Annotated in this window: 10 protein-coding genes and 1 riboswitch; of the genes, 5 read left to right on the top strand and 5 right to left on the bottom strand. The window is 46.3% G+C overall.

Translation table 11 applies throughout. The features are described 5' to 3' along the window. Positions 1-100: 100 nt before the first annotated feature. A riboswitch (cobalamin riboswitch) is annotated at positions 101-312 on the bottom strand. Between the two features lie 88 nt (positions 313-400). Further along, entirely contained in the window at positions 401-1,483 is a 1,083-nt protein-coding gene (locus Q0241_RS02430) for a D-TA family PLP-dependent enzyme (protein ID WP_299372503.1), read from the bottom strand. A 4-nt stretch (positions 1,484-1,487) separates the two neighbouring features. After that, entirely contained in the window at positions 1,488-2,366 is an 879-nt protein-coding gene (locus tag Q0241_RS02425) for a MurR/RpiR family transcriptional regulator (RefSeq protein WP_299372500.1), read from the bottom strand. A gap of 257 nt (positions 2,367-2,623) precedes the next feature. Between Q0241_RS02425 and Q0241_RS02420 the strand changes: the two genes are divergently transcribed. The 4 genes from Q0241_RS02420 to Q0241_RS02405 all read left to right on the top strand — a co-directional run bounded on the left by Q0241_RS02420 (position 2,624) and on the right by Q0241_RS02405 (position 7,106). Continuing rightward, positions 2,624-3,148: a TRAP transporter small permease gene (locus Q0241_RS02420; RefSeq protein ID WP_299372497.1), complete on the top strand. Its 525-nt coding sequence runs from the start codon at positions 2,624-2,626 to the stop codon at positions 3,146-3,148. Further along, the gene (locus Q0241_RS02415; protein ID WP_299372494.1) at positions 3,145-4,425 is read left to right on the top strand and encodes a TRAP transporter large permease; all 1,281 of its coding nucleotides are present in this window, start codon (positions 3,145-3,147) and stop codon (positions 4,423-4,425) included. Before Q0241_RS02420 ends, Q0241_RS02415 begins: the two co-directional genes overlap by 4 nt. A gap of 96 nt (positions 4,426-4,521) precedes the next feature. Continuing rightward, positions 4,522-5,577, top strand: a complete 1,056-nt coding sequence (locus Q0241_RS02410; protein WP_299372491.1) for a DctP family TRAP transporter solute-binding subunit — start codon at positions 4,522-4,524, stop codon at positions 5,575-5,577. Between the two features lie 77 nt (positions 5,578-5,654). Next, positions 5,655-7,106, top strand: coding sequence for a M81 family metallopeptidase (locus Q0241_RS02405; protein WP_299372488.1), 1,452 nt, complete (start codon positions 5,655-5,657; stop codon positions 7,104-7,106). Here Q0241_RS02405 and Q0241_RS02400 read toward each other — a convergent pair. After that, positions 7,103-8,503: a M20 family metallopeptidase gene (locus tag Q0241_RS02400; protein ID WP_299372484.1), complete on the bottom strand. Its 1,401-nt coding sequence runs from the start codon at positions 8,501-8,503 to the stop codon at positions 7,103-7,105. The two genes, Q0241_RS02405 and Q0241_RS02400, sit on opposite strands and share 4 nt — an antisense overlap. Further along, complete coding sequence (locus Q0241_RS02395) at positions 8,503-10,080, bottom strand: gamma-glutamyltransferase (protein ID WP_299372480.1); 1,578 nt, start codon at positions 10,078-10,080, stop codon at positions 8,503-8,505. The genes Q0241_RS02400 and Q0241_RS02395 overlap by 1 nt, the downstream gene beginning before the upstream one ends. A 285-nt stretch (positions 10,081-10,365) precedes the next feature. Here Q0241_RS02395 and Q0241_RS02390 point away from each other — a divergent pair, with 285 nt between their 5' ends. After that, entirely contained in the window at positions 10,366-12,042 is a 1,677-nt protein-coding gene (locus tag Q0241_RS02390) for a monovalent cation:proton antiporter-2 (CPA2) family protein (RefSeq protein WP_299372477.1), read from the top strand. A gap of 23 nt (positions 12,043-12,065) precedes the next feature. Here the strand turns inward: Q0241_RS02390 and Q0241_RS02385 are convergent, their stop codons facing one another. After that, positions 12,066-12,884: a transporter substrate-binding domain-containing protein gene (locus tag Q0241_RS02385; protein ID WP_299372474.1), complete on the bottom strand. Its 819-nt coding sequence runs from the start codon at positions 12,882-12,884 to the stop codon at positions 12,066-12,068. Positions 12,885-12,903 lie beyond the last annotated feature (19 nt).

Raw genomic sequence — 12,903 nt, 5'->3', positions numbered from 1 at the left:
TGGCCTTTTTTGTCTGTGTAAGGACAGGGCCAAATGATTTGCGGATAACATGAACAGAGAGTCCATGATGCCAGCAACACCATCGGAGCACCCCGCCCGCGGAATTGACTTTTATCGGGGCAGGTCTCCTGGCTTGCAGATCAATGCTTTTGTCCGCCTTCCCAATGCAAAAAATGACATCAGTGGCATAAATGACAGTAGCTAACTGCTTACAGTTGCGGGGGCAGCTTCGGGATTGCGATTGTATCACGCACCGAATTCCCTCTTAGCTTCCGAATGAATTTCGAAAGAACCTCGATATCTATATCTGGTATGCTAAAGTTATCCGTGTGTCAATCAATAGTATTTTCGTCTCAAGAGACTTGTTGTGGTGTTCCGTAGGATTTGGGTGGAATTTTGATTAAGTTACCAAGCCGCGAGCAAGGACGGGTGTTTTTACGATGTTTCCTGTCTCTAACAGATATACATGATCAACCATATTGGACACGACGCAGACGTGGTTGGGGATGATATGAACTTGATCCCCAACTTTGGGTGACCATGAGCTGTTACTAAGGTCAAGGGTGCCGTGTTCTTCGCTAAGGCTGGTGATTTTTGCATCTGGTGCTTCTTTGATTAAACCGAAACTCTCCATGCCCAATAGGTCGGATGTCAGCATTTTTGAGCCTGCGTCAATGATGGCCCGATCTTTTGTTGGTTTACTGACGATGGTTGTTTTGACGGTAACCGCACAATCACTAATCGCACACAAGCCAGCTTCGATCAGGGATCTATCGTTATAGATATAGGTGCCTGATCGATGTTCTGTTGCGACAGATACTTCTTGGGACCGCCACATATTTGGTGTTCCGCCATTACTTATCTTGGGGCAAGGAAGTCCATTATTTTCTATCAGATCTTTGGCTTTGTTGAGCCAATTATTCACTTCTCTTTGATCACCCATAGGGGGGTAGGTCATCAGACCGCCAAGGCAGAGACCGCTTGCATTGTGAATTAGGCGGGCGAGGTGAAGTGCCTCTTCAGCAGATTGTACGCCACATCGATTTGCCCCGGTATCACATTCGATTAAAACTTCTAGGGTATGTTGATTTGTGGCGAAGGTTCTTGCTAGCCCTTCAATTACATATTCATTGTCGGCAACCACTGATAAAGTGCATTTTTGAGCGAGTTGAGCCAGTCGATTTAATTTTTGATCTCCAACAATATTATAGGTGATGAGAATATCATCGATGCCTGATGCTGCCATGATTTCAGCTTCACCGATTTTTTGACAGGTGATGCCAATTGCCCCGGCTTTAATTTGACGCTTGGCCATACATGGTAGCTTATGTGTTTTGATGTGAGGGCGTAATAGAATGTCGTGCTGATCACAATGCCCTTGCAACTTTTCTATGTTCTTTTGGGCAATCGCAACGTCGATCAAGACGGCGGGTGTTGAAATTTCATCGATCATTGATGGTTTTGTATCGACAGAGTAATCCATTCCATCAATCCCCGATTGGCTGTGGGTCTGTGTTGCCGTGCAAAGCTGTAAGTGATGCCCTGATTCGACGTAGCTTTTCTTTGGTTTTTTCGGGCATTTTACGTGCAACAGAGGCCGCGAGGACATCAATGACGGCAAGAAAAACCAGGCGAGATGCAGTTGGTTTATATATGTCAGGGTCTTCAGGAAGTTCCAGACCAACTGTGAGAGAGCAAACCTGCGACAGTTCTGAATTTGGCTTTGTCAGACACATGGTTGTGGCACCGTATTGATTGGCAATTTTTGCGGTATCTATAAGAACCCTAGGGGTGCCTGTTGATGAAATGAAAAACATAAGGTCATCGGGGCCTAGTGTTGCAGCGTGCATTCTAAGTAAATAGGCGTCATTAAGGGATAGGGCGGTAATGCCAAGACGGAAAAACCTGTTTGCTGCGTCAAAAGCAACTGTTGTTGATCCGCCGCCGACACCACAAAAAATAAGTGTTTTTGTACGAGCAAGGGCATTGACAGCGTTCGATATTTCATCTGGATTAATTTGGTTTTTGGCAACTTCAGTTGTTGATATTAGGGCATCAAGGACCTGATCAATAGTGCTGTCTGTTGACGTTACGGTTTTATCCGAGCGCGAAAGGTATTGCATACTGACAGCAACGTTCTGCGCCAGCTGAATTTTGAAATCCTTGAAGCCATCACAGCCTAGCTTACGGCAGAAGCGAATAACGGTTGGTTCGCTGACGTTACTAAATTTGGCCAGTGAATTAACGCTTATTTGGCTAACACTTTCTAAGTTATTAAGTACATAGGTGGCCACTTGTTGTTCGCGTGCTTTAAAACTACCGTCCATTTTTTTTATTTTAGTTATGAGATCAAAAGTAGCAGCCAATGGTATGTCCTTGGTTGTTCGTGTTTAAGTTTCTTGTGCGTAAACTGAGTGTAATTGCTTTGTATCTAGTCGTATTGTTCATAAACAATATACTACGTAGTTAAATTACACAAATAATCATTTTTTGTAATAATATCAGGAAATATCTATAAAACTACGCTAAATTGACTCTATATGAAGTTTATTTACGTAATTTTACTTTACATATACCGATTCTGAGCAGTAGATGTAGTTAAATTACATTTCTGGGAGGAATGATGAAAGCTTTCGCTGCAAAAGCCAGCAAAAGGTTGAACTGGGCGGTTGAACGCATTGTCGCCTTACTGATGCTGTTATTGGTTTTGGATGTATGGCTCGGTGTTGTTGATCGTTACCTTTTCCATTGGCAACTGCCTTGGCCGGAAGTTTTAGCCCGATATCTGATGATTTGGGCTGCGCTGTTAGCAATATCTGCGGGTATTGCAAGGCGTGAACACATTGGCCTCTCTATTTTAATTGATCGATTACCCCAAGGCATTCGTCGACCACTGCTTGTTCTTGTGGATGTCATAACTTTTGCTTTGTTTGCTTTTCTTTGCTGGTACGGAATTGATTTCGCCATCGGGGGTGGTAATCGACAAGCAATGATTTTCGGCATGACATTGGCAATGCCCTTTGCGGCCATACCAGTGACCTCTGCGGTTGCAGCCGTTCAGGTTTTGTTGGTCGCGATGAGGGACCAAGGTGAAGTGATTATTGATCCGAATGATAGCCTGTCATCTGGGGCGGGGGCAGTACAATGATTGTCGGGATTGCTTTTGTTGTTTTAGTTTTGATTGGTATGCCAATTGGTTTTGCCCTGGGACTGGCTGGTGTGATTGGCTTGATTGACATGGGCGGTGGTGCTTTCTTTGCGCTTGCCCCAAGTAAAATGTTTAACGGGTTAAATATCTTCCCATTTTTGGCGATGCCTTTTTTCATCCTTGCGGGTGAGATTATGAATCATACCGGCATTACCCATCGTTTGGTGAATCTGGCTCAGGCGTTGGTTGGCCATTTCCGTGGTGGTCTGGCGCACACCAATATGTTGGCATCTGTTTTCTTTGCCGGGTTGACCGGGGCGGCGACTGCGGATGCAGCCGCCTTTGGTAAAACGTTAGTTCCCGCAATGGTCAAGCGTGGCTATAGCCGGGATTATGCCTGTGCGGTGACTGCGGCGGGATCAATTATTGGGCCAACCATTCCGCCTTCTGGGTTAATGGTTGTTTATGGCTCTTTGATGGGGGTGTCTATCGGAGGACTGTTCGCAGCGGGAATTCTACCGGGATTATTGATCTGTATTGTTTGTATGATTGTGATTGCTGTTGGAGTTAAAGCGAATAACCTTCCCGAAGCAGAGGAACGATCCAGCCTGAAAGAACTCTGGCAGATCTTTAAATCCTCTATTCTGGCACTTTTTATGCCGATTATCATTCTAGGCGGTATTCTAGGCGGCATTGTTACGCCGACAGAGGCTGCCTCTATTGCTGTTGGTTATGCACTTTTTATCGGTGTCGTTGTCTATCGGGCGATTACAGTTCCTGACTTTATTGGGATGTTGATACGCACAGCCCGAATTACGGGTGTGATCTTTGTCATTATTGCTTTTGCAGCGATCCTTGGTTGGTGGATGAGCTTTAATCGCATTCCACAGGAAATTGCCGAAGCGATATTATCTATATCGAACAATCCTTACATCATTATCGCATTGGTTATCGTGCTGCTTTTGGCAATCGGCATGATCATGGATATCACGGCCATATTGATCTTGCTTGCCCCCGTTCTTGTCCCTTTGACGGAACAAATAGGCTTGGAGCCTATTCATGCGGGGATCATTTTTGTTTTGGCCTTGAATATATCTTTGATGACGCCGCCTGTGGGAGCGTGCCTCTTTGTCCTGTCGTCTGTGACGGGGGAGAAGTTAGAGCGTATTGCCGCAAAACTTTGGCCCTTCTTGATTGCCGAAGTAGTCATTCTGTTCATTTTTGCTTTTTGGGAGGGCCTAGCCTTGGCTCTTCCGCGATTACTGGGGTTCGCCTGATCCTGCGAGATAAGGAGTGGCGACTGCTCCTTCACCTTTTTGAAATTACAGACGCACGTTTGGGAAAAAGAAATATAATCTTAAGGGAGACATAAGATGAAATTACTGAAAAAAGTTGCAACTTCTGTTGCTGTTGGTGCATTGCTTTGTTCCGGTGTCACCGGGGCGATGGCTGATACAAAAGTTCTAAAGTTCGGCCATGACAACAAAATGGACCCGTTTGAAAATCCTGCGCACGCTTGTACAGCTGTTTTCGCCAACATTGTCGAAGCTGATACAAATGGTTCAATTGAAGTTGAAGTGTATCCTTCAAACCAGCTTGGTTCTGCGAAAGAACACGTTCAATTGGTACGGGATAACGTTATTCAGGCGACCCTGACTTCAACAGGTGCTATTTCGTCTTATTATCCGCGTATCGATGTTCTGAACTTGGCTTTTGCTTTTGATCATAACGCGGCAACGTATGATGTTTTTGATGGTCCTTTTGGTGCACAACTTTCCAAGGATATCGAAGAAACTGTTAGCGGCGTGAAGGTACTTGGCTTTCCGGATACAGGTGGCTTCTTTGCGGTTACGAACTCTAAACACCCAATTGAAAACCTTGAAGACTTCAAGGGAATTCGTGTGCGTACAATGACCTTGCCTTCGCATCAGAAAATTATTCAATCGCTTGGTGGTGAAGCCTATCCACTGGCATGGGGCGAGGTTTATTCCGGCCTGCAGACTGGGGTTATCGATGGTCAGATGAACCCAGTGCCGATTATTTCATTCGCCAAATTTGCTGAAGTTCAGAAGTACATGACACTGACCAATCATCTGTTTGCGCCTTATACTTTTATGGTGTCAAAAGCATTTTGGGATGATTTGAGTGCCGATGAGCAGCGTGTCCTTAATTATGCTGCGAATTCCTGTGTTGTTGCTAGCCGTGGATTAAGTCGAGTGATTGAGGCTTCTGATCGTGGTTTAGCCGGTCTGAAAGATAAAATCGATGTGACAGCTTTATCAGCTGAAGCTCGTAGTGAGTTTAAAGCAGCCGCACAGCCAGTTGTGTTGAAGCATGTCGAAGAAACGCTTGGTGAAAAAGGTGTTACTCTTATGGACCTTTTTCAAGAAGAACTGGGTAAAGCCAATACACGTAATTATCTGAAATAATTACCGATTGATCCGGGGGGCTTTTCCCCCGGGTTTCTTTTAGAGTATTTTCAAATATTAATTTAAGAGGTTTTCCTGTGCGGATATTTTGCGCATCTATCGCGACTGAGACAAATACCTTTTCTCCTCTGCGTGCTGATCTCAGTGACTTTAAGGAAAGCTTTTATGCTGGACCGGGGGATCATCCTGAAACCCCAACCTTGTGTAGTGCGGTGTTTCCTGTCTGCCGCCGTCGAGCAAAGGAAGAGGGATGGGATCTTGTCGAAGGAACGGCAACTTGGGCAGAGCCGGGAGGAATTGTTAATTCAAAAACCTGGGATGGCTTGAGAGAAGAGGTTTTGGATCAATTACGATCTGCGCTTCCTGTTGATGCCGTCGTTCTTGGTTTGCACGGGGCAATGGTGGCGCAGAACTGTCAGGATTGTGAAGGAACACTACTAAAGGCTGTTCGGGAAATCGTTGGCCCAGATGTCATTATTGGTGCGACACTTGATCCTCATAGCCATCTTTCGCAAAAGCGAACGGATGCCGCAAATGTACTGGTCGCTTTTAAGGAATTTCCACATACAGATTTTGTCGAATGTGCTGAAGATTGTGTTGATCTGGTGGTTCGAACTGTAAAGAAACAGGTTTCCCCCGAACTTCATGTGGCTGATTGCAACATGATCGAAGTGCTGCCGACAAGTCGGGAGCCTATGCGGGGCTTTGTCGACAAGATAAAGTCGCTAGAAGGAAAAGAGGGTATTCTTTCGATCTCGGTCATTCATGGTTTTATGGCTGGTGATGTGCCGGATATGGGGACGAAAATACTAATCGTCGCGGATCGTGAAAAGAACCTCGCCCAAACGTTGGCTTATGATCTCAGCCGGGAATTGTTTTCATTCCGCGGAACAACCCGTCCTGAATTTTTATCACCTACCGAGGCTGTTGTTCGGGCTAAAACAGCCCCGAATGGCCCCGTTGTCATTGCTGATGTCTGGGATAATCCAGGGGGCGGTGTGCCGGGTGATTCAACAATTCTTCTCCGCACATTGGTGGAACAGGAAGCCTTTGATGCCGCTGTCGGCACCATCTGGGATCCGATGGCTGTGAAAACGTGTATTTCTGCGGGTGAAGGGGCGACGCTTAAACTACGCTTCGGTAGCAAAATGTCGGATACAGCTGGCCCGCCGATTGATGGGGATGTAAAGATCCTCAAAATCGTTTTGGATGCGACACAGGATTTTGGTGAATCTATTGTTCCGCTGGGGGATAGCGTTGCGATTGATTATATGGGGATTACGGTTATCCTTAATTCCAACCGCAGCCAGAGCTTTGACCCGAGTTTATTTCGAAATCTTGGTGTTGATCCCAAGTCAAAAAAGATCTTGGCGATCAAATCCACCAACCACTTTTATGATGGTTTTGAGCCTGTGGCGTCGGACATACTCTATGCCAGTGTTGAGGGACCTTACCCAAATGATCCCAAAACCACAGACTACAAGTATGCCCGTACCGATATCTGGCCTAGGACAGATATTTCTGGCTAGAAGCTATCCCTGTTTGCTCCGGATAAGTCTGCCTCGGATAGATCCCAAAAAAGCCCTGCCATATTTCTAAGGCCATCTTTGACAATAGGTTGGAGTAGATGTTCATTGGGAGCATGTTGCGAGCAGCCACCATAGGAATGTGGGATCCATACCGTCGGGAGGCCAAGAATTTTGCTAAAGGTTTCGTTGGGAAGAGAGCCAGCTAAATTTGGGAGAATGTGGGCTTTCTTTCCGCTGGTTTCTTCTATGGATTTTGCTGCAAAGCTAACCCAAGGATGGTCTGGATCAAGCCGGGTTGCTTTAAAGAATGCTTCCTTACTGGGAATGATTTCTACAGCAGAAAATCCAGCTTCATCGAGGTGTCGCCGTAAGGCTGGTAATATATTATCAGTATCGGTTCCGACAACAAACCGTAGCTGACAATGGGCATTTGCCTGACCTGATATGGCATTAACTGGGGCTTCGGGAACACCGCTTTTCATTGCAAGTACAGCGAATGAGTTCCATCCAAAAGCCCGTTGTGCCGGATCAAGTCCTTCTTCTCCCCAGTCGTGATTTATTTCTGGGCCACCATCAATTGGTAAGCCTTGAAGAGTGTTTTTTATGTCCTCGGTCAAGCTTGTTGGCCGCCATTCAGGAATTTGTATCTGACCCCGCGCATCTGTGATGGACGCAATTGCGTGGGATAATATTATAGCAGGATCAGCCAGCAACCCACCCCAGTTCCCGGAATGGTTGGCGCCTTCCCGCAAGTTGACTGATAGATCGAAATTAATTGCCCCACGGGTGCCCATAAACAACGTTGGCGTATCTGGTTGTAATCTTGGACCATCTGACGCAATCAAAACGTCGGCCTTTAGGAGTTCTTTGTGGCTTTCAAAGAAGTCGGCGAGGCCAGCAGAGCCAGTCTCTTCCGATGTTTCTATGATGATTTTTAAGTTAAAACCAAGTGATCCTTTTTCTTCAAGAAGGCACGACAAGGCAGTAAGGTTAATCAGGTGCTGCCCCTTGTTGTCTGCGGTTCCCCGGCCATAAATTTTATCACCCCGCGTAATTACCTTGAAGGGATGTAATCCATCTTGCCACTGCTCTGTTTGTGCGCGAATGACATCCCCATGGCCATAGGTCAGAACCGTTGGCAGATCCGGTGCTTCGATCCGTTCACCGACCAAAAAAGGTCCCCCTGAAGGGGCGGGGTTTTCGTATATCTTGCTGATGATATCCAGCTTATTGAGTAGCGGTGTTATCGCTTCGTTCAGGTACCTGTGAAGTTCTGTGTATTGATCCGGGTTTTGGCTTTCAGTTTCAACGGCAATCAGACGTTCCAAATCTGTGAGAAATTGACCATCATCATAATAGCTTTCTGCCCTTTTGATGGTTGCGTCACGTGTGGACATTATTTCACACCTTCTTCTGCTACAGCATCACCCCACGGCGACATAATTTCGGTACATCCGGAATTCACACCGTTTTCTCTGGAAACGCCCGCGGGGCAGGCAAAGGCATAGGGGAATACAGTTCGTTTTGTTGTCGTTACATCGTGTTTTTGAGATAGCGCTGAAATGATTTCCGGATCGAGGTCTTCGTCGGCAATGATCACGTCCCCCCCGGACACATCCATTCTGGGGTGATGAAAGGCTTCCTCTAAGCTCATGCCATGGTCGGTCATGAACGAGGTCAGGTGCATAACAGCGGGCATGATTTTTCGCCCCCCCGAAGCGCCAATAGCAAAGCGTCGATCACCCTGTTCGCCGATTACCGGGCAAACATTCATCAAGCAGCGTTTGTTGGGTGCCAAAGAGTTGGGGTGCCCTTGTTCAGGATCAAACCACATGATGCCATTGTTCATCAGCAGTCCTGTGTTGGGGGACACGACACGTGACCCGAAAAGAGACAGTAGAGTTTGGGTCATGGAAACCATGTTGCCGTGGCGATCTACCACGGAAAAATGTGTGGTACATGATGGCGCATGGGGGGCATCCTGATCCCCCATGGATGTCAGTCTTCTTTTATAGGCATTGTTTAAAGCTTCGGCGTAGGCATTGAAGCTTTCCGGTGATGGTGTGGAGCCCGGAGTAAATAGTTTTTCCATCTGCCCAAGTGTATCCGCAAGGGTGGGCCCCGCAGTCAATGTCGGTGTTGCGAATACACGACTGTTTCGGTAAGGGATTGTCAGTGGATCTTCAAATTCAATGGCATAAGAGGCAAGGTCATCTAATGATAGAAAGCCACCTTTGTCTTGAATATCTTTGACCATGGTTTCCGCAATATCGCCGCTATAAAAATCGTCCGGTCCTTGATCGGCCAAACGGCTGAGCGTGCTGGCAAATAGGGATTGATCTATTCGTTTTTCTGATAGAGCCGTCCAGCCAGCGATGGTTGGCCATTGGCCATCTTCGAGAAAAGTCGCCGCTGCATGCGGATCTTTTGATAGTGCGCGCGTTGCCGAGGCAATGATAAGGGCGGCATACCAATCAACAAGTAGCCCTGATTTTGCTTCTTTGATGGCTGGTTGTAACAGGTCTTTCCATGGCATTTTACCAAATGCAGAATGGGCTTTTCCTGCGCCAGCAACAGTGCCGGGAACGGCAATGGAAAGTGGTCCCTGTACATTCAGGTCACCTTCGACAGCCCGCCAGGGGAAAAGGTCGGCGGCTTTACCGTCTTTTGATAGTGGGAAGGCGCTAGGGTTCAGAGATTTTGGTGATTTCATGCCATAGGTTAGTGCGTAAGCTTTTTGTTCTTCTTCTCGCCATATCATCATGGCGCCACCACCAGCAGGGCCACTCATCCAGGGTTCTAAAACCCCCATAGCAAAAGAAACGGCGACGGCTGCATCAACAGCGTCACCCCCTTGTTCAAGAATTTCTGTTCCTATTTTTGCTGCGGTTATGTGTTGTGCTGCAACAACACCGCCCGCTGACTTGATGGCTGGTTTTTTGACGGATTGTGAAATGGAAAAACTATGTGACATGACGCGTACTCGTTAGGTGTAAATTATATGGATTTTTGGAAGGCGATTTTGGTTGGACCACTATTCTGGCGGCTTTATGGGAAGAGGTCAAAGGTTTGCTCTGACAAAAAATTGCAGATGGCAGAATGAGGGAAAGAACACCGATTCTTGAAATTAACCATATATATTTATTCTGACGATATGATAAGAAAATCAGACAAAAGCGCTTTGTCAAAATTGAACGCAAATTGATTATACCGGTATGAATAGCACTCAATAAATTTGTGTCGGGGGAGAGGGAGAAGAATGATCGAGATCGTATCGTTGCTGGCAGCATCCGTGGTGGCGGTTTTGTTGTTTAGCCGACTGGGTCTTGGGTCCGTTCTTGGGTATCTCGCAGCAGGGGCAGTTATCGGTCCCGCAGGTTTGGGCCTTGTAAACGATGCTGACTACATGCTTCATATCGGTGAGTTCGGTGTTGTTTTTCTTCTGTTTTTAATTGGAATCGAAATTAAACCCCAACGTCTTTGGGTTTTGCGGAAGCTGGTATTTGGCTTGGGTGGCCTACAGGTTTTTGTTTCGGGGTTGCTTATTGCGGTCTTTAGTTATTTTGCTTTTGGCCTTGCGCGGGAAACAGCATTGGTCGTTGGTTTTGGTCTCGCGCTTTCTTCCACGGCCTTTGGGGTTCAAATTCTTGCGGATCAGCATCAGACAACAAGCCATTGGGGGCGAACCAGTTTTTCTATTCTTCTTTTTCAGGATCTAGCAGTTGTCCCTCTGTTGATCCTTTTGCCATTGTTGTCCTATGGCGAGATGCGGTTTTCGGTTTCCATGGGGTTTGCGCTTTTACAGTCGGTGGGCATTTTTATTTCTGTCCTGATTGCCGGGCGTTACGCAATCAACCCGATGTTACATGCCATCGCGCATAGCAAGAATAGCGATGTTTTTGTCGCAACGGCCCTTTTGCTCGTACTGGGGTTTGCCTGGATTATGGAACTGGTTGGGCTTTCCATGGCGATGGGCGCTTTTATTGCGGGCGTGTTGCTTTCAGAATCAGAGTACAAGCAACAGATCGAGGCAGATGTCATGCCATTCCGTGGTTTGTTACTCGGGCTCTTTTTTATGAGCGTGGGCATGTCATTTGTGCCGGGAACGGTCTTTGATAATCTGGAAGTTGTGATCCTTGGTGCCCTTGCCCTCATCATTGTCAAAGCCTTGGTCATTATTGTGTTGGCAAAGATATGGAAAACCCCATTGTCGATCGCAGTTAAGTGTGGGTTTTTGCTTTCGCAAGCGGGGGAATTCGGATTTGTGTTGTTCACGCTGGGTGAAAGCTTGAATCTATTACCAGAAGGTATGATGGAAACCCTGATTGCTGTCATCGTTTTGAGCATGGTGACAACGCCAATGATGGTCAAAGCCGGGGAGCTATTGGCTGAATGGCTTAAATCCCCCGCGTCAGACGCGATGGAAGTCTCGGAACCTGTACCTGAACGCCCCGTTATTGTCGCTGGATTTGGACGCGTTGGTGAAGTGATCGCAGGGATGCTGAGGAAGGTTGATGTCGCGACGGTTGCAATTGACATGGACGCCAAAAAAGTCGCGAGTGGACGTCGGCTGGGTTATAATGTTCTTTTTGGTGATGCCAGTCGTCCCGAGATTTTAAAGTCTGTTGGGGCTGGACGGGCGCGTTTGGTTGTAATTACACTGGATAATTATAAAGCAGCCGAAGGTGTCGTGCGCACAATGAAGCGTCTCTATCCTGATGTACCGTTACATGTCAGGGTCAGGGATTGGCCTGATGCCGACCACTTTACAAAGCTTGGTGCGTCGCACGCGATACCGGAAACAGTTGAAGCTAGTCTGAGGTTGGGGGCGTCGGCGTTAGAGGCTGCAGGTGTTGGAGAAGAAGAAAGACGTACGTTGTTTGAGTATCTTCGTGAAGGTGATTACGAGAAGCTCAGGGACTATCACAAACTCTAGGGCTTTCTTTAAGCTCCTCCGCTTCAATTTTGCCACTTTATACCGTATTGATCGGCGACCCACTGATATTTAGGGCTTTTAATAACGGATATAATAATATGTTCCAGCTCAGAAGCTGATATCAGAGCCTTTTTTCTGACAATACCGACAAAGTTGTATTCCTGATCGTAAGTATCAGAAATAGTGATTTTTTCCCGATCCTCACTATTTTCTCTTAGATATTTTTTGAGAAAAGTTTCCGTGATAACGCCAATTTGTATGCGATGAGATAAAACTTGTTTGATTATCTGTTCTTGGTATGTGACCAAGTTTATATCAAAACGCTTTTTTAGCTTCTCCGGATCAGTTTCAAAGTCTGCAAAGCGATAGTGATATCCTAGGATGGCACCGATTTTTTTTGAAGAAACATCAGTGAAGAAATTTTGGGTAATTTTAGGGCTGCCTGCGGTGATATAACGTTCGCCGCCCCTAAGGAATACTTTTGTCGCATCAACTTCTTCAGGGTTCCACCCCCATTTTAAATGGTCAAATAAAGAGATATCATACAAGCCTTTTTTAAACATCGCATGACGGCGGCGTGGGCTTGATTCCACAATTTCAAATCGATAGCCAGTCTGGATGTCGTTCATCGCTGCGATCAGGTCTATACCAAGACCACTCAGGGGATGGTTTTGTTCTATTGTAAAAAAGGGAGGAAAATGGCTGACGCCGATCTTGATTGTTTTAACATTGGCTTGCGTGTTTGTTACTGAAATAAAGAATATAAAAATACTTATAAAGAAAAAAAGAACCCTGCTTGTCCTGCGGGATATACATTCTCTAACGCATATTTTTGATGGCATTGTGCGTAATAACCAAGCT

Origin of the sequence: uncultured Kiloniella sp. (assembly GCF_937128705.1) — a bacterium.
Lineage (GTDB): Bacteria > Pseudomonadota > Alphaproteobacteria > Kiloniellales > Kiloniellaceae > Kiloniella.
The sequence above is the reverse complement of the archived record's forward strand: the minus strand, read 5'-3'. Positions and strand labels throughout refer to the sequence as shown.

Coding starts and splice junctions, on each gene's coding strand:
- Q0241_RS02415 (WP_299372494.1), top strand. CDS start 3,145: ATGATTGTCGGGATTGCTTTTGTTGTTTTAGTTTTGATTGGTATGCCA.
- Q0241_RS02395 (WP_299372480.1), bottom strand. CDS start 10,080: ATGTCACATAGTTTTTCCATTTCACAATCCGTCAAAAAACCAGCCATC.
- Q0241_RS02385 (WP_299372474.1), bottom strand. CDS start 12,884: ATGCCATCAAAAATATGCGTTAGAGAATGTATATCCCGCAGGACAAGC.
- Q0241_RS02430 (WP_299372503.1), bottom strand. CDS start 1,483: ATGGATTACTCTGTCGATACAAAACCATCAATGATCGATGAAATTTCA.
- Q0241_RS02390 (WP_299372477.1), top strand. CDS start 10,366: ATGATCGAGATCGTATCGTTGCTGGCAGCATCCGTGGTGGCGGTTTTG.
- Q0241_RS02410 (WP_299372491.1), top strand. CDS start 4,522: ATGAAATTACTGAAAAAAGTTGCAACTTCTGTTGCTGTTGGTGCATTG.
- Q0241_RS02400 (WP_299372484.1), bottom strand. CDS start 8,503: ATGTCCACACGTGACGCAACCATCAAAAGGGCAGAAAGCTATTATGAT.
- Q0241_RS02420 (WP_299372497.1), top strand. CDS start 2,624: ATGAAAGCTTTCGCTGCAAAAGCCAGCAAAAGGTTGAACTGGGCGGTT.